Source organism: Staphylococcus sp. EG-SA-18, from assembly GCF_017151825.1.
In the GTDB taxonomy this organism is placed as follows: Bacteria; Bacillota; Bacilli; order Staphylococcales; family Staphylococcaceae; genus Staphylococcus; species Staphylococcus aureus.
The window spans coordinates 35,782-52,217 of record NZ_JACYVY010000087.1; the positions used below are offsets into that span (position 1 = coordinate 35,782).

Consider the following 16,436-nt stretch of genomic DNA (forward strand, 5'->3'; position numbering starts at 1 on the left):
TTATATACCGTCCTTTTAAATTTTTATAGTTTGTCAAAATCATCTTCAGCAGATTGCTTTATAGCTGGTCGTTTATCCGACTCGGTAGCAAGTGTTAATTTACCTTGCGGCTTTTCTATAAAACCCTCTGTAATTTTAGAAAATGCTTTTTTACCAATTAATTTTTCTAAATTCGTAATGCTAAGTAACTTGGTTTCTGTAATATCTTCAGGTTTATAACCCGCTTCAACTAACTTTTCAAGCATTGCTTTTGTATCAGTTATCATTCTTCGTGAACGACCTTCTACAAGCTTCCAACCAGGATAGTTTTTATCATTTTCTTTCGCTTGATTTAGTGCATATTGTTCTACTTCATCAGCCCATTTTTTGATATCAGGCAGTTTATATAAAAGTTCTGCAATCTCTTCATCACTTAACAAATGTGGTGGCTTTTGAGGCACATTTTGCATGTATTCTGCACGTGTTCTACATGAATGATTTATCTTACAGAATCTACAATGACTACCTGCTTTAAACTCTCCTCCACCGTTATAAGCAAGTCTGGCTAATGGTTTAACAAAATCGGCTCCCCATTGAAGTAATCTTGATATTGGTAACTCTTCAGTAGAAAAGTTATCTATTCGAGGTTGTATGATAGTCATGCGAATTGTATGAATGTCATACATTAAACTAAGCAGTTCATATGCGCCCAAGCCATATAATCTAAGTTGAGGATTATCTATAGCTGAAACTTCAATGCCTTTACCATATTTAAGGTCAATAATTTCAAGTACACCACCTGAAAATATAATGACATCACCAGTTCCAAAAGATTCAGGGACGTATTTACCTAAATCTAATTTTGTTTCAAATAAAGCTATTACATCATTATCCCTACTCAAAGCTTCGTTATATTTTTCTTCTACATTAGCTACATACTCTTCCACATATTCACGCAATTCTTCGCTGTAATATTGATTTCTCTTATAATTTTGAAAAGCCTTATTAAACTCAAACTGTGTTAGGCCTTCATATTTAAGGCTGAAATATAACTCACTTAACTCATGGGCGAATGTACCTTCTTCGGCAAAAACTGTACTTTTATCTGCAATACCTTCACTTGCCTTAATACTCGGTGGGCAGTTTAGCCATTGTTTTGCTCCACTTGCACTAAGCTTTGCATGAGCTCTATTTGAGTGATCTAGCTTCATGCATTTATTCTCGCATTCATAAAATCAACAATTTTTTCATAATGCTCTTCTTTGATAGTAGATAGCTTATCCGCACCAAGTTCGTTAAGTTTATTTCTAAATTCTTTCTTATCAGAAGTATCTGCTTTTTTAAGGAACTCTTTTCCTACTGATAAAACATAATCTTTAGTTAAATCAGCAGAAGTTTCCTTAACTTCTTCAATTGATTCCAGTTGAGCTGTTTCTTCTTTTGGCATTGGTGCTTCTTTAACTTTCTCTTGTACAATTGATGAATCTACTGTTGATAGTTCAGTGTTTAACACACGTAAATTGTTATTTAATAGTTTTAATTCTTCAAAAATATCTTCTAATATTGCCATTGATTAAATCCTCCTACCATTTCATGACTAAGTTAATTAGTCTGTCCTGTTCATCTGTGTTCTCTTCAATCCATTCGTTTATAACGTCACGCATTGCATCCGTCGCAAAATATAGTTCGCTTAAATCTACAACATGAAATGATTTAAGTGGAATATTATTCATATCCTTGATTTGTATACTGATACCGTCATGTTTTTTCATCGCAGACACTTTAAATTCAAACCCGTTAAAGCTGATAATTTTATTTTTTATCTCACCAAATTTGTAATACATTGTTTTAGCCCTCCTTGTTATCATCAATACCGTGAAATTTTTGTGATTTACACATTTGGAGAACATTGACAATGTCTTTATAACTCTTAGTGCTATCCAATAAGGAAGCAAGATCGAAAGTATGACCAATCACAGAACTTGAACCTGCTAAATAATCTCCGTCGATAACTCCTATTGATGAGAAAAGCAAAATATCAAATTTACTTTCTCCCTTAATTTCTTTCGCTAATTCATACAATTCTCCGCTTTTTTCAGATAATAAGTCTTTTACTTCTTCCTGAGTCATGTCTTTATATTTTTTAGTCATTGTTGACTTCCTCCTCGTTTTCTTCGTCCTCCTCGTTATCTTCTTCGTTTTGTAATTCATAAATTTTGTTTTTTAGTTTTATATTTTCTTTTTCCAATTTTTCGTTTTTTCTTTCTTCCGCAAAATACTTACCTCTGTAAGTATCTTCTTCTTTATCTTTAACAGCCTTTATTTCAATAAGTTTTCTGTACTCGTTCAATGTGATTGTTACTGTCAATTCTTGATTTGCTACAAAGTTATCTTCTTCATTTCTGTATCCTGAGAAATCTTTAGTGTAATAATGTTGTTCAGTTTTAATATTTTCAGCCATAGTTGACTACCTCCGTATATTTTGATTTAATTAAGTTGTATATTTTGATAAATGTTTGTCACTGTTACTTGTTGACGCAAGTAGCAGTTTTTTTATTCTTCATAAAAGTATTCTTTGTAGTATATGAATGTTGCGATACTTGCGAATCCCGCAATTGACCATGCTGTAGTGAAGTACAGCAATGGCATAAGCACAATCGCTAAGACTGTGAAGCACAGTACTGCTATTAAGTAGCTTTTATATGTGTCGCTCATTTAATATCCTCCTAATACCATTTTTTATGCTTTCTGATCAAATACTCTTCCAATTTAGAAATATTAATCAGAGTGCCTGTTGGTGAATAATCAATGTATAAATTTTCTACACCTAAATTATCTTTGCGGTAATATTTCAACCAGTTGTATACTGTACTTCTACATACTCCAAACAATTGATGGATTTGTGTAGGTGTTGCGTATAACTTTTTCACAAATTTTTCTTCGCCTCTATATGTGTTTTCTGGTGTTGGTGGTACTATGATTTTTGGCATCTCTATCACTCCTTTCGATAAATGTTAAAGTTTGTTATTATTCGCTCTGTATTGAAGTTCTCTATCTAATGCATAGAAAACTTTGTTTATTTCTAAGTAGCTGTAATCACCTTTTTTAATACTTCCTAATATTTCCTTTCTTAGTCGACGTTCATTTTCTGTTAAAGATTCTACTGACGCATGATCTCTTCTGAAAATCCTTGGTATGATTATGTCTAACCCTTCTGATTTTTTGTTCATTTGTTGTTCCACCTTTCGTGTATAATGTTGTTATCAACCTAAGGAGGTGATAAGTATACATAAGAGATTGCTCACTCAATATTTAGATAAAGAAATCGTTACTTCTTTAGATTTACATTTAATTAATGGTGAAGTTATTAAAGTACAAGAACATATAAAAGATGCTGAAAGCAAAACTCTACACATCATTCATCCAAAAGATAGAGTTGTCAGTTTAGATCATGTTTTGTATTTCGACATTAACGTTAAAGGTGAAAAGAATAACGATAGTCCTTATCCATCTTAAAATCCATAGTGCTTATAGTTATTTGCTATTTGTTGACAGTTATCACTGGCAAGTCCTACCTTGTCAGCTTGGTAACTGTATTGATTATTTACTTCATTTACTAATCGATTCCATTCGTCTCTTGGTATATCTTCAAGAAGTAAGAGAATCATCTTTAATTTTTCTTCGTTCATTTGTTGTTCCTCCTTTTAAGTTGTTTATGTCCATTTGTTACATTACCTAAAAGTTATAAAAAGTTATACGAAGGTCAAAAAATTTAGACCTTTATCTGGTCTACCTCAATATCATATAACTTTGCTAAAGCGTAAACTGTAACATTACTTAAATTAGTGTCATCCTTTTCCCAATGACCAACTGTCTTTGCATTGACGCCCAATATATCTGCTACTTCTTGCTGTTTCAAGTCCCTTACAAGTCTCCATTTTCTTACGGATAATTGTTCCGGCATGTCGTCCACCTCCCTTTCACACGTATAACTTTATATTACTTTGTATTACTTGTCAACAGATAAAGTTATATTTCTTCATAAAAAGTTATAAAAAGTATTGTAAAGTAATGTCGGTTATGGTAAGTTAATATTACATTAAGTAATATTAAAGGAGACAACTATGGAGAATAATAAAGTCAGAAAAATTTTATCTGAAAACCTTCAAGAACTTATGAATGATAAAAATATTGATCAGAGAGAACTTGCTGAAGCTATTGGAGTTTCTCAACCTACAGTCTCCAATTGGATTCAACAAACTAAATATCCACGAATTAAAAGAATTCAACAACTTGCAGATTACTTCAATGTACCGAAATCAAGAATTACTGAATCAAAAAAAGATATACATCAAGAAACAATTGCTGCTCATTTTGATAAGGAGGGATTAACTGAAGAAGAGATTGAAGAAGTAAATAGATTCATTGAATGGGTTAGAAATAGAGACAAATAAAGGGTGTTTATATTGGGATTATACGAAGAACTTTGCATAAATAACGAAAAAATAAAGATAGAAGAAACTGACCAGCTTCCAAATTTCCAACCTGGATGCTATATGAACGGAAAAATTTATATAAGGCGTAATTTATCAGAAGTACGTAAAGCAGAAGTGTTATATGAGGAACTTGCCCACCACAAGTTGACGTATGGCAACATTTTAGACCAAACAAAATGGATTAATAGAAAATTTGAAAATTATGCACGTAGACATGGTTTTACTTCAGCTGTACCGCTACATGAAATTGTAGAAGCTCACAACTACGGTGTTCGTAATTTGTACGAGTTGTCAGAGTATCTGCAGTTGAGTGAATCATACATACTAGAAGCTATAGAACAATATAAAAAGATATATGGTATTGGAACTCACTATGGCGAGTATTCTATTACGTTTGAGCCGTTGAGAGTTTTTAAATATAAGGAAATATAAACAAAGGAGAGATACATATGAAAAAAGTAATCGGACTGCTACTAGTAAGTACATTAGCTTTAACAGCTTGTGGTGAAAAAGAAAAACCAAAAAAAGAAGAAAATAAAAAGTCACAAACACAAAAACACAAAGATAGCAAACCAAAAACGCAACAAGAAAAAATGAAAAAAGTTGAAGATAAAAATCCACCTAATAATAGCATACAAAATAATTCAAACAATCAAAACCAATCACAAAACAATCAACTTAATAATAATTCAGATCCATCTAATAATACTCCTGCAAATATAAATGAAAACGATTCACAAAATACTAATTTAAATGATGAGTATGTCGTTTCGCCTGGCTGGACTAAAGATGAACAGGCTAAAGCTTTTGAAGAGTACAAAAAAGGAAAAGAAGAGGAAGCAAGAGCTGGTGCTAGCGCAGTACCAGGAGCCAATATTAACTAATAAAACAATATAAGAAAGAAGAGCTAATATGGAAACAAATAAAACAATCGATTTAATGAATTATGTGGAATTTCCAAAAAGATACACAGAGGCAAAAGGCAAATTAGTTGCACAACCAATAACTACTATAAATAGCGCAAGAAGAGTTGAAAATGAAGATATGACTGTTTGCTACATTTTAGATCAGGATGATGATGTAATGGACTTTATCTTTGACAGAGATATAATTACTGTTTACTGTCCTGAAAACGGAACTGCGACTGATGAATATTTTTGTGAAATTATATTTAACTCAGATGACACATTTACCCTAAAGCGATTATCTAATTACGTTACCATTAAAGATAGAAGCTACCCAATGTCAAAAATAAATGACGTAAACATTACGGGCAAAGTCGTCAGATTATTTAGAGATTTTAAATAAACTTGGCTTTAATTACGATTAAAAGTACCTATATAGCGTGACGAGAAAAAGGATTAAAAAAAATCAAAAAACGCCTACTAGTGTAGACGTTGAATGGTGGTGAGAATTTTATGGTAGATAAAAACAAAAAACAAGAAACTACTCGTAGTAACCCATTAAACAAAAGTTTTGAAAAGTCAGGCGCCAGCGAAAAATTAAAAAGCACTTTATCAGAAAAAGCTAAGAAAAAAGATTAGTATTCATTCATTAAATATAAATCCAATTTAATTTGTTGTTTAAGGTCTACAAGCGTATGTTTAATATACAATTCATCGTTTGACGGTAAATCAGATACTTTGAAATCTTGTCGCTCAACTTCTAGTAAATCGAAATCGCTACCAGCTGAATTATAGGTTTTAAGTTCACCCTCTTCAATGATTCTGTTTTCAAAGTCTTTTATAACTATAAATACTGGTTTACCGTTGTTATTAAACAACTTGTCTCTTTTGTCTAATAAGCTTATACAATCCAATTTCATAAACTTTCTGGTTATATTAATTAACCAGATAATAAATTTAACAATTAAAGGATTAAATACAAACACTGTTAAAACAAAAATAAATAGAAACAAAATATTTGCTTTTAGACCTGTAAGCAACTGAATTAAATTCAAATTTTTTAAATCAACATTATTAAAAATTATAAAACTATAAAACCATATCAAACATGTTTCAATAGAAAAAATCAATAATACAGGAGTATTGATAACCTTGTTTTTTTCACTAACTAAACCTATCATTGTTAGATATTTATATGGTATGTAACCTAAAACTCCTGTAAGAAGAAGCGCCCCTAGAAATTGAGTCATCTTATCACCTACTTTTTATTTTATTATAACACATTTAGTACCTAGTACTAAATTACGGGTAGCCCGACTACCCTTATTATTTTTTAATATTTTATAGAACATACGTTCTTGCAGGAGGTATAAACATGTGGATTGAAAAATTTAAAAACAAAAATAACGAAACTAAATACAGATACTACGAGAAGTATAAAGATCCATACACAGATAAATGGAAGCGCGTAAGTGTTGTGTTGAACAAGAATACAAAACAATCTCAAAAAGAAGCAATGTTTCGTTTAGAAGAAAAAATAAAAGAAAAACTGAACAACAAGTCGTCAAGCGAATTAAAAACTTTGACTTTTCACGCGCTATTAGATGAATGGCTTGAATATCATATAAAAACATCAGGTTCAAAGTTGACTACTCTTAATAATATAAAAATAAGAATTAGAAACATTAAACGATACAGCTCTGAGAACTTGCTTTTAAACAAACTAGATACAAAATATATGCAGATATTTATTAATAAATTATCAGATATCTATTCTCAAAATCAAGTAACCCGTCAACTCGGAGATATGAAAGGAGCTATTAAATATGCAGTTAAATTTTACAATTATCCAAATGAATATTTGTTAACTAATGTCAAAATTCCTAAAAGAAGAAAAACAATAGAGGATATCGAAAAAGATGAATCTAAAATGTACAACTATTTAGAAATGAACCAAGTCCTACAGATACGTGATCATATACTAAATGATAATAAGTTACACAAGCGAAATCGCATTTTAATTGCCAGCATCTTAGAAGTACAGGCTTTAACTGGTATGCGCATAGGAGAACTACAAGCACTGCAGGAAAAAGATATAGATTTATTAAACAAAACTATCAATATAACAGGTACAATTCACCGCATTAAATACGAGGAAGGATTCGGATACAAAGACACTACAAAGACTATAAGTTCAAAAAGAAGTATCAGCATCAATTCTAGAACCGTAGAAATTTTTAAAAAGATAATACTGGAAAACAAAATGTTGAAAAGATGGAATTCGAGCTATGTTGACAGAGGGTTCATATTCACAACAAAAAAAGGGAATCCTTTATGTAATAATCAAATCGCCGGTGTGCTTAAGAAAACTACAAAAGCTTTAAATATGAATAAGAAAGTTACCACGCACACATTTAGACATACACACATAACTTTATTAGTAGAAATGAATGTTTCTTTAAAAGCAATTATGAAAAGGGTAGGACATGTAGATGAAAAAACAACCATTCGCATATATACTCATGTAACTGAAAAAATGGATAGAGAACTAACTCAAAAACTCGAAAACATTCCAAGTTAGCTTAAATCCGCCCTTTTTTTGCCCTTATATTTTTTACAAGCTTTATAAAACGCTTGAGAACACTGGCGTTAAAGCTTTTCTTGAAATAAACATATCATCATAATGTGATGGTTCAAATATCATTTGTACAATCAAAGGCTTCATGTTCTTAACAATATCATCTAAATGGTTATCTAAAATTGGTGACACTGCTTTTAAATCATTAAGAAAAGGCTCCCATTTGCCTAAAGTATTATCTAATTCTTCTAATTTAGTTTTAATATAATTACAAGTTACATTAGGAATCAGGGACAAAAATTCTTTCTTTTTTACATTTAACATTTCAATTGCATGTCTTAAATTCTTACGTATTTTGGGAATTGTATTAATCAAATATTTTATTACATCGACAATTTTCGATGCATATTCATCATATATACCTTGAACATAGTCTGCTATTTTTTTAATACCATCATCGATATGGTCTTTTAATATTTTCATTTTTCTTCCTAAATAATTAGAAGGTAAAGCTAGACCCTGCACCATATTTTCACCGCTATAATTAATTTGATAATTTCCATCTAAAATTGTTGCATCTTGTTGCTTCATAATACTTCTAATATCTGCAATTTGCCTACCATAAATATCATTTTGATTTTTTATTTGCTCTATATTCTGTTTCACTACTTTCAAATGTTTCATCATTTCTTCAGATACTCCATCTCTGAAGTCGTGATCTATATTTTTGAAAATTTCTAAAATTTCATTATCTATACTATCATACACTTTTTCTATAAAAGATTTTATACCTTTAAACAACTCATTAATTCTTTCTTTTAATGCATCCAATGCAAAATCAGGTAATAAGTGTTTAACAGCACTAATACTTTCTATTGTTTCATCTGCAACTTCTTCAAGTGCGTTTATTTTACTAATTAAAGTTCTTTCCATTTCTTCTAATTGAAATAAGTTAATCTTATCCTTAAATCCTTCTGATAATTGTTTCTTTCTATCTGCAAAATTTTTATTTTCATTTTCTGAGATGTTAAAACTTTCATTTAAAAAGATTACGCATTCTGCTAACATACCACTTGTTTCACCAGTAATCAGTTTACTCAACGCATCAAGATTTTCTAAATTAAGTTTAATTAAAGTTCCTTTTCCGGAACGTGCAATCGAATCTCCTGTCCAAACATTTATTGGAATTCGCCCATCCATATCTAATGTTATGTTAATAGTCTTTTTTACTTTTTTTCCATTTTTAATTTCTGTATCTTTTACCGACTTAATTTTGATTAGTGGTACAGTATCGTATGTGTTATCTTTTCTATTTAACTTCCTTTTATAACCTACATGGCTGTCTATTAAAGCATCTAACCTGGGCACACCATCACTAATGTTAACGCGTTTTCCTGGCATATCTTTGATGAATGGATCTTGTAACCATGTTAATAAATCGTTGGTACTATTAAAACTAATCATATTATCAAAGCGTGGTCTAGCAAATTTCTGCCAAGCAGCATAAGGAATCATTGCTGAGTCAGTAGCAACAACTTTTTCATTCGGATGTTTCGCTCCTTGATATTTTGCTCCTGCACCACCTTCCGAATTACCACCATCCGCCACAATTGTTTTGTTTTTGTAATTATAAGGTTTAGTTTTGTATTTTCTTCTAAATTCATTTTCATCAAGAACAGAAGCATCTTTAATTTTTTGTCGATAACTATTTGCGAATTCTTCTACTTGCTTTAAATAATCTGTGCTTTCATTATCATTATTCATTAATTTAGCATTTTGGAGCCAATCATCTCCAAAACCCGATGATTTTAATGGATTATTTGGGTTAATTGCCTCATTAGATGTTCCTTGATAAATTATTGTCTGTTGACCAGTTGGATTCCCCTGATCATTAAGTAACTCGTATGTTTTAATATCAGCAGCACCATTCATATTATCATTACTATTATCATTATAATTATCTATTTGTTTGAACCGTTTTCCATTTACTTTAAAATCTTTTTTTTCATTTATATCTTGATAAACCCAATAACTGCTCAATTCTGCTATGTCCCTATCATTTATTTTATTCACTTTATATTCACTTACCCTTCAATTGGATTTATATCGTCATAAAATGGTTTTTTAGTATTTATACTAGATTTTCCTAATTGAATAGTAACTTGAGATTTTTGAGGCATATTGGGTTTTTCTTTTAATTTATTACTCAATTCAATCACATCATCTACTGTATTGTCTTTAGTAAAGTTTTTCTTAGTTGAAAAAAGTGTAGAAACTGCATCAGTATTGGCAGTATAATCTAACTCTTTTCTAGCTTGTTGCATACCTTCTTTAAATTCTTTATCATTTTTATGAATCAACGGTTCGTAATATTTACGATATTCTTTTAAGTTTCTTGATAAATATGTGATATAAAAGTATTCATTTTGATATCCAACGTTTTGTGTCTTGTTAATTGCCTCTTTTGTAAAGCCTGTATATTGATATTTCTTTTCATTTTCTTTGAAGAATTTATATAAGTTATCATACTTTTCTTTTTGCGCTCGATATTCAAAGCCACTCAGCACTGTACCCACCATCATACTCATATCATCACCATTGTCATTACTGCGCATTGATCCTTTTTGATGGATGGCATCTTTGTACAAAGGTAGACTTGCATTAAATACAATGCCATGATCTTCACAATGCACATAAACTTCTACACCATCATCTTTACCTACAACATTTGTAGCTTTAACTTTTAGTCCAAAGTTATCTTTAAAGAATTGTTCACCTACTTTTTCAAATTCTTTACGATGCTTCTTCGCAAATTCAATCGCATCTTTTTCTGCAGGCGGTTGGAAGCCTTGGCCTACATATTTTGAAGCTTCCATTTCTTCTGGTACAGATTTTGTTTCTGTGTTTGTGTCTTTATTTGATTCATTTTCCATCGCGGAACATCCCCCTAAAATTAATGTCGTGGTTAAAACTGATCCAATGAACTTTTTCATATGACACCTCGAATAATTTAATTAATACAATATATCTATATTTTACCCTATTTTTATAATCAAATAAATAACTTTATCAAACTTTATATTTTTGTATAAATTAGTAATATATTTAATAGTTGATATTCGCAAAAACCCTAAGTTCTAATCCACATACAAAATTCCCCACATCAATCAAAAAACGCATGCTATAAATTAGAGTCTCTAATCAATAACATGCGTTCTGAAATAACTATATTCAATTTTATTCTGGTTTTGGTAGTTTAATAATAAATGTTGTGCCTTTCCCTAATTCGCTTTTAACATCTATGGAACCACCATGCTCTTCGATAATCATTTTACAAATGAACAAACCTAAACCGGTACCTTGTTTACCTCGCGTTCTCGCTGCATCAACTTTATAAAAACGATCAAATACTTGTTGTAAATGTTCTGGTGCAATGCCTGTACCTGTATCTTTAATGTATAAAATATCTTCGCTTTCATTTTCATCACAAGTAATTGCAATTTCATCTCCAGGTTTCGTATAACGTGATGCATTATCAATTAAGTTCGTTAGTACTTGGTCCATGCGATCCATATCATAACTCCAAACACGCTTCTTACAATAATTAAAAGTCATATTTAGACCTAAATCATCAGCTTGTTGGCGATACTTAATTTTCATCTTATCTAGTAACGCTGCAATAGGCTGAACTTCTTTATTTACGGATAACCCTTCAGCATCCATGCGTGCGACATTTAACAATTCATTAACTAAACGATTTAAACGTTTCGATTCATCAAGGACAATGGCAAGCGATTCTTTTATTTCATCCGGTTCTGTAACAATACCATCTACAATTGATTCAGTATAACCTTGAAGTAATGATATCGGTGTACGTAATTCATGTGATACATTAGCAATGAAATCTTTCTTCATTTGATCTAGATTGTGCTCATTAGTCATATCACGAACTGTCACAACAACACCACTTTTACCTCCCTGTTCAATCTTGTCGATATAGCTTGTGGTCACAACAAAGAATCGTGCATTCATTTCTAAATCACGCATTTCCGTTTGTTTTGATTTAAAAGTATCTTCAATTTGTCTTAATAAGAAAGCTTTAGCATCTTCATCAATATTGTCCATAATATCATTCGCCATCTTATTAGATAAGATAATTTGTCGACTCTCATTAATACCTAGGACACCTTCTACCATAGAGTTAATTAAGCTGTCTCTAATATTTTTAGATGTGGATAATGCGTCGACATGCTCTTCGATTTCTGTACTCATCTGATTAAATGCCTGCGATAATTGACCAATTTCATCTTTCGTTGTGACAGAAGGTTTATAAGAGTAATCCCCTTCAGATACACGTGTAGCTTGGTCTCTTAAACGTCTTAAAGGTTTTGTAATTCTTGATGATAAGAAAAACGCAAAGACTGTTGTAATTGTTAAGAAAATAACAGCCGTAATTATAGTGATAATCGTAATAGCATTATTTGTATCTTCGATTGATTTCAAGTCTTTATATATAAAGACTCCACTATATTTGCTATGACTATTCTTCTGTGCTTTTGTTGGATAGCCTAACAAAATATATGTTTGAGATGAGCCCTTTTCTTTAATCGTTACATTTCGAGTAACAGATTTACCTTTATCAAACACATCGTCAAAATGGTCGTTGTTGACTACTTCATTCAACATTTGCTTTTTAATATTAGAAAGTGAAGCCGTTGATTGACGATGTTTATTATTTATAATCATCAACCCACCAGGATTTTCAATTAATGTTTGACTATATTTTATTGCTTCTTCTTTATTATGTGATTGTTCGACCAGTGAACTTATACGTCTAGCATCTTCTCTTATGGCATTTTCGGTTTCTTGTGTGAAATAGTATTGCATAAAGGTAATTAAAGCAATACTTAATAAAATTAAAACTGTCGTCACTATTAAAATAATAGTTAACCACAGTTTAATTACGACACTATTTAGCCGGCTCATCATTAGATTTAACCTCAAATTTATACCCAACGCCCCAGACTGTTTGAATCATATGCGCAGCTTCACTAGACACACGATTTAACTTTTCTCTAAGTCGTTTAACATGAGTATCAACTGTTCTTAAATCACCATAGAATTCATAATGCCAAACTTCTTTTAATAATTGTTCACGGTCAAATACTTTATTTGGTGTTTTAGCTAAATATATTAATAATTCGTACTCTTTAGGAGTCAAATTAACTTCTTGATTATCAGCAAGTACGCGATGTGCATCATTATCTATTTCTAAATGTTTAAATTCAATCACATCACGTGCGTGAGGTTCGCTTTGTTCTACAGTTGTAGATTGCGTTCTTCTTAGAAGTGCTTTAACTCTTAAGACTACTTCTCTTGGTGAAAATGGTTTGACGATATAATCATCTGCACCAGATTCAAAACCTTCAACACGGTTTGTTTCTTCACCTTTAGCAGTCAACATAATAATCGGTGTTTGTTTATGTTCACGCAATTTAGTTGCCACCTGGATACCATCCATTTCAGGCAACATTAAATCTAGTAGTATGCAAGCATAATTATTCTCCATTGCAAGTTCATAAGCCTCTTGGCCATTACTTGCTTCATGGATTTCAAAAGATTCTCTTTCTAAATACATTTTAAGTAATCTTCTGATTCTATCCTCATCATCTACGATAAGTATTTCGTTCGACATACAGGTCATACCTCCCACACATGCTTTTCTTTACAAAAGTATTATATCACAGGAAAGCGCATACAGTTATTAAAAACCTAAAATTTTGTGAAAAAATTCTCAAACTTTGTGATAAATACATATTTTATTTAATTATTTCCCATGTTCTGCTAAATGACGCATCACTTTTACTTCATGAGGCGTCAATACACGTCCTTCACCAGCATTCAAACCGACAACATTTAAAGGCCCATATTCAATACGAGACAGTTTCGTCACTTGATGACCAAAATGTTCGAACATTCTTCTGACTTGGCGATTACGACCTTCTGTAATTGTAATTTCAACCAATGTTGTGTTTTTATCTTTATCTTGTTTCTTAACTTTCACTTCAGCCGGTTGCGTCATACCATCTTCTAATTCAATACCTTTTTCTAGGGCTTTCACTTCTTCTCTCATTAAGTAACCTTTTAATTTTGCTACATATTTCTTCTTAATTTGATATCTTGGATGTGTCATTAAATTAGTAAATTCACCATCATTTGTAAGTAATAACAATCCAGAAGTATCATAGTCTAAACGACCAACAGGATAAATACGTGCTTCTATATCTTTAAAGTAATCCGTAACCACTGTACGTCCTCTATCATCTGATACACTTGTTATCACTTGAGTTGGTTTATGGAATAAAATGTAAATTTTGTCTTCTAGTTCTATTTTAATACCTTCAACTTCAATCGTATCTGATGGCTTTACTTTTGTTCCTAATTCAGTGACAGTCGTACCATTCACTTTCACTTTTCCTTCAGAAATTAAAGTTTCTGCCTTACGTCTTGAAGTATAACCGCTATTAGCTATACGTTTTTGTAATCGTTCTAATTCTTTAGTCATTATTTTCTCCTTTTTGATTGACTAGATTACTGAAGAAAGCATCCATTTCTTCATCGTCTTCTTCAGTTGTCGGCAAATCTTCTATATTGGAAATACCAAATACATTTAAAAATAAATCAGTAGTAATTAACTGTTGGCTACGCTGTTCATTGACCACTTTAGCCTCAACTAGTCCTTTGGCAATCAATGTCTTGACCGCACCATCTGAATTGATACTACGAATTAATTCAATATCACTTCTTGATAATGGCTGGTTATAAGCAATAATTGATAGAACTTCCATTGCTGCTTGTGATAATTTCATTTGTGACTTTTGTTCAATTAATTGTTCAATATACGTTGCCGCTTCTTTTTTAGTCGTTAAAACATACGTCGTTCCAAATCGTTGTATCATTAATCCATGTGATGAATAATTTTCAATTAATTCAACGAGTTGATTTTTCGACATATCTAATATTTCTAATAGTTGTTTTTCATCTAAACCTTCATCGCCAGCTGTAAATAATAGCGACTCTAATATACCATGATTATCCAAAATGGTAGTTCACTCCTCTAATAATGTTAATATCTTCAAAATTACGTTGTTGCTCAATATTAATTATTCCTGCTTTTGACATCTCTAAAATAGCTAAAAAGTGAGTGACTACTTGTTCAATTGGCTCAGAAAACGTAAACAGACTAAAGAAGTTAAAATGATCTTTATCTTTCAATCTCGATGTCACTTGTTCTGTAGCTTGTTGAATGGTAAATGTCTCTTTTCGGATTTCAACAGATTTAGGTGTATTTAACTCAACTCTATTTTTAACTCTTTGATAAGCTACAATTAATTCAGTTAAATCAATCGTATGATTTGGATCCCAAGATTCATCCGTTTCCAAATGAGATAAATCTGTCGGTCTTTTAGTAAAATAAAAATCTCTTTCTTCTTTCATGTCATTTAAAATAGCAGTATATTCTTTATAATTTTGATATTCTATTAAACGCCCAACTAAATCTTCCCGTGGGTCATCATCAACATCCATATCTGATGTTGATTGTGGTAATAGCATCTTACTTTTAATCATTAAGAGTTCTGACGCTAATACTAGGTATTCACTTGCAATATTAATTTCAAGCTGTTTCATTGCATGAACGTACTGCATATACTGCTCTGTTAATGCTTGCATAGGAATATCATAAATATCTATTTCAAATTTTTGGATAAGATGCAGTAATAAATCTAATGGTCCATTGAAAGCATCTAATTTAACTTCATACATAATATCTACCTCGTATTGCGTCATATGTGCATAATTCTCTAAAATATTATAGCATGAAAATAACTTACTTTTAAATTGGGGTGATAACAAAATGCAACAGGCACTGATAAATTTCTATTATCAATTTCATACTAAGCAACATTATTTCCTATGTCATGACATTTTAGAAGATGCATGGAAAGCTGAAAATAACTACAGTAAGCAAGATGCAGTTGTTAGTTTAATCTTGTTTGCAACTGCTTGTTACCATTATCGCCGCAATAATTTAAAAGGCGCCTATAAGTCTTTTAATAAATCTAAAGAAATAATACAAAATGCTAAAGATAGAGATGCGTTATACCTTAATTTAAATGATTATCAATTGTTAATTGAGCAACAGATTGCAAAATTGAATGCAGCAAAGCCTTTTTCATCTGTTATATTACCAATAACTCCAGACTTTGAACGCATCATCAAGGCCAACTATCCAGACTATGATTATAATCAGGAAACATCAACAGATCCTTTTATTGTAGACCATCACATGCGGCGTGATCGTTCAGAAGTGATTTCAGCAAAAGAAGAAGCGATTCAATTAAGAAAACATAGACGTAATTAATCAACCAATTTAAAAAAGCCACAATAGCACAGACATTTTTAGTCATGTGTATTGTG

26 protein-coding genes are annotated in these 16,436 nt (G+C 31.2%); 8 read left to right on the forward strand and 18 right to left on the reverse strand.

The annotated features are described in order from the left end of the window. Positions 1-23 precede the first annotated feature (23 nt). The 8 genes from IDG66_RS13750 to IDG66_RS13785 all read right to left on the reverse strand — a co-directional run bounded on the left by IDG66_RS13750 (position 24) and on the right by IDG66_RS13785 (position 3,209). The gene (locus tag IDG66_RS13750) at positions 24-1,190 is read right to left on the reverse strand and encodes a DUF2800 domain-containing protein (protein ID WP_000762552.1); all 1,167 of its coding nucleotides are present in this window, start codon (positions 1,188-1,190) and stop codon (positions 24-26) included. After that, on the reverse strand, positions 1,187-1,549 hold the full coding sequence (locus IDG66_RS13755) for a hypothetical protein (protein WP_000985979.1): 363 nt from the start codon (positions 1,547-1,549) through the stop codon (positions 1,187-1,189). Before IDG66_RS13755 ends, IDG66_RS13750 begins: the two co-directional genes overlap by 4 nt. Before the next feature lie 13 nt (positions 1,550-1,562). Beyond that, a complete protein-coding gene (locus tag IDG66_RS13760; protein WP_000291481.1) occupies positions 1,563-1,823 on the reverse strand; it encodes a DUF1108 family protein in 261 nt (86 codons plus the stop codon). A 4-nt stretch (positions 1,824-1,827) separates the two neighbouring features. Further along, positions 1,828-2,130, reverse strand: a complete 303-nt coding sequence (locus IDG66_RS13765) for a DUF2482 family protein (RefSeq protein WP_000163431.1) — start codon at positions 2,128-2,130, stop codon at positions 1,828-1,830. After that, on the reverse strand, positions 2,123-2,440 hold the full coding sequence (locus IDG66_RS13770; RefSeq protein WP_000829612.1) for a hypothetical protein: 318 nt from the start codon (positions 2,438-2,440) through the stop codon (positions 2,123-2,125). The genes IDG66_RS13765 and IDG66_RS13770 overlap by 8 nt, the downstream gene beginning before the upstream one ends. A gap of 92 nt (positions 2,441-2,532) precedes the next feature. Continuing rightward, a complete protein-coding gene (locus IDG66_RS13775) occupies positions 2,533-2,694 on the reverse strand; it encodes a DUF1270 domain-containing protein (RefSeq protein ID WP_001285951.1) in 162 nt (53 codons plus the stop codon). 11 nt (positions 2,695-2,705) lie between these two features. Then, the gene (locus tag IDG66_RS13780) at positions 2,706-2,969 is read right to left on the reverse strand and encodes a helix-turn-helix domain-containing protein (RefSeq protein ID WP_001124198.1); all 264 of its coding nucleotides are present in this window, start codon (positions 2,967-2,969) and stop codon (positions 2,706-2,708) included. Between the two features lie 24 nt (positions 2,970-2,993). Continuing rightward, entirely contained in the window at positions 2,994-3,209 is a 216-nt protein-coding gene (locus IDG66_RS13785) for a hypothetical protein (protein ID WP_001036299.1), read from the reverse strand. 67 nt (positions 3,210-3,276) lie between these two features. Here IDG66_RS13785 and IDG66_RS13790 point away from each other — a divergent pair, with 67 nt between their 5' ends. Further along, complete coding sequence (locus tag IDG66_RS13790; RefSeq protein ID WP_000957729.1) at positions 3,277-3,495, forward strand: hypothetical protein; 219 nt, start codon at positions 3,277-3,279, stop codon at positions 3,493-3,495. Here IDG66_RS13790 and IDG66_RS13795 read toward each other — a convergent pair. Together IDG66_RS13795 and IDG66_RS13800 are read right to left on the reverse strand one after the other, a co-directional pair. Beyond that, positions 3,492-3,668: a hypothetical protein gene (locus IDG66_RS13795; protein WP_001001356.1), complete on the reverse strand. Its 177-nt coding sequence runs from the start codon at positions 3,666-3,668 to the stop codon at positions 3,492-3,494. The two genes, IDG66_RS13790 and IDG66_RS13795, sit on opposite strands and share 4 nt — an antisense overlap. An 83-nt stretch (positions 3,669-3,751) precedes the next feature. After that, entirely contained in the window at positions 3,752-3,943 is a 192-nt protein-coding gene (locus tag IDG66_RS13800) for a helix-turn-helix transcriptional regulator (protein ID WP_001115060.1), read from the reverse strand. Between the two features lie 160 nt (positions 3,944-4,103). Here IDG66_RS13800 and IDG66_RS13805 point away from each other — a divergent pair, with 160 nt between their 5' ends. From IDG66_RS13805 to IDG66_RS13825, 5 genes are all read left to right on the forward strand, one after another. Continuing rightward, positions 4,104-4,433 carry a helix-turn-helix domain-containing protein gene (locus tag IDG66_RS13805; protein ID WP_000429766.1) on the forward strand — a complete coding sequence of 110 codons (330 nt, stop codon included), beginning with the start codon at positions 4,104-4,106 and terminating at the stop codon, positions 4,431-4,433. Between the two features lie 12 nt (positions 4,434-4,445). Continuing rightward, positions 4,446-4,907 carry an ImmA/IrrE family metallo-endopeptidase gene (locus tag IDG66_RS13810; RefSeq protein WP_000525000.1) on the forward strand — a complete coding sequence of 154 codons (462 nt, stop codon included), beginning with the start codon at positions 4,446-4,448 and terminating at the stop codon, positions 4,905-4,907. 17 nt (positions 4,908-4,924) lie between these two features. Continuing rightward, entirely contained in the window at positions 4,925-5,359 is a 435-nt protein-coding gene (locus IDG66_RS13815; protein WP_000755718.1) for a hypothetical protein, read from the forward strand. Between the two features lie 28 nt (positions 5,360-5,387). Continuing rightward, positions 5,388-5,783 carry a hypothetical protein gene (locus tag IDG66_RS13820; protein ID WP_000449655.1) on the forward strand — a complete coding sequence of 132 codons (396 nt, stop codon included), beginning with the start codon at positions 5,388-5,390 and terminating at the stop codon, positions 5,781-5,783. Positions 5,784-5,872: 89 nt separating this feature from the next. Beyond that, a complete protein-coding gene (locus IDG66_RS13825; protein ID WP_001795334.1) occupies positions 5,873-6,019 on the forward strand; it encodes a hypothetical protein in 147 nt (48 codons plus the stop codon). Here IDG66_RS13825 and IDG66_RS13830 read toward each other — a convergent pair. Beyond that, complete coding sequence (locus IDG66_RS13830; RefSeq protein ID WP_000191466.1) at positions 6,016-6,630, reverse strand: hypothetical protein; 615 nt, start codon at positions 6,628-6,630, stop codon at positions 6,016-6,018. The two genes, IDG66_RS13825 and IDG66_RS13830, sit on opposite strands and share 4 nt — an antisense overlap. A gap of 125 nt (positions 6,631-6,755) precedes the next feature. Here IDG66_RS13830 and IDG66_RS13835 point away from each other — a divergent pair, with 125 nt between their 5' ends. Continuing rightward, positions 6,756-7,961 (forward strand): tyrosine-type recombinase/integrase, encoded by a 1,206-nt coding sequence (locus tag IDG66_RS13835; RefSeq protein ID WP_000264751.1) that lies wholly within the window; start codon positions 6,756-6,758, stop codon positions 7,959-7,961. Between the two features lie 42 nt (positions 7,962-8,003). On the opposite strand, the gene IDG66_RS13840 is transcribed toward IDG66_RS13835, so the two are convergent. The 7 genes from IDG66_RS13840 to IDG66_RS13870 all read right to left on the reverse strand — a co-directional run bounded on the left by IDG66_RS13840 (position 8,004) and on the right by IDG66_RS13870 (position 15,782). Then, complete coding sequence (locus tag IDG66_RS13840) at positions 8,004-10,031, reverse strand: hypothetical protein (protein WP_001793477.1); 2,028 nt, start codon at positions 10,029-10,031, stop codon at positions 8,004-8,006. 11 nt (positions 10,032-10,042) lie between these two features. Continuing rightward, positions 10,043-10,951 (reverse strand): DUF1672 domain-containing protein, encoded by a 909-nt coding sequence (locus IDG66_RS13845; protein ID WP_001793476.1) that lies wholly within the window; start codon positions 10,949-10,951, stop codon positions 10,043-10,045. Positions 10,952-11,195: 244 nt separating this feature from the next. Next, positions 11,196-12,947: a two-component system sensor histidine kinase SrrB gene (gene srrB, locus IDG66_RS13850; protein ID WP_000987769.1), complete on the reverse strand. Its 1,752-nt coding sequence runs from the start codon at positions 12,945-12,947 to the stop codon at positions 11,196-11,198. Further along, complete coding sequence (gene srrA, locus IDG66_RS13855; protein ID WP_000064078.1) at positions 12,928-13,653, reverse strand: two-component system response regulator SrrA; 726 nt, start codon at positions 13,651-13,653, stop codon at positions 12,928-12,930. The genes srrB and srrA overlap by 20 nt, the downstream gene beginning before the upstream one ends. Before the next feature lie 132 nt (positions 13,654-13,785). Next, positions 13,786-14,523, reverse strand: coding sequence for a pseudouridine synthase (locus IDG66_RS13860; RefSeq protein ID WP_000159577.1), 738 nt, complete (start codon positions 14,521-14,523; stop codon positions 13,786-13,788). Then, on the reverse strand, positions 14,516-15,058 hold the full coding sequence (gene scpB / locus IDG66_RS13865; protein WP_000368657.1) for an SMC-Scp complex subunit ScpB: 543 nt from the start codon (positions 15,056-15,058) through the stop codon (positions 14,516-14,518). Before scpB ends, IDG66_RS13860 begins: the two co-directional genes overlap by 8 nt. Then, positions 15,051-15,782 carry a segregation and condensation protein A gene (locus tag IDG66_RS13870; protein ID WP_000273371.1) on the reverse strand — a complete coding sequence of 244 codons (732 nt, stop codon included), beginning with the start codon at positions 15,780-15,782 and terminating at the stop codon, positions 15,051-15,053. Before IDG66_RS13870 ends, scpB begins: the two co-directional genes overlap by 8 nt. Before the next feature lie 91 nt (positions 15,783-15,873). On the opposite strand from IDG66_RS13870, the gene IDG66_RS13875 reads away from it, so the two are divergent. Then, positions 15,874-16,380, forward strand: a complete 507-nt coding sequence (locus IDG66_RS13875; protein ID WP_001183427.1) for a DUF309 domain-containing protein — start codon at positions 15,874-15,876, stop codon at positions 16,378-16,380. Positions 16,381-16,436 lie beyond the last annotated feature (56 nt).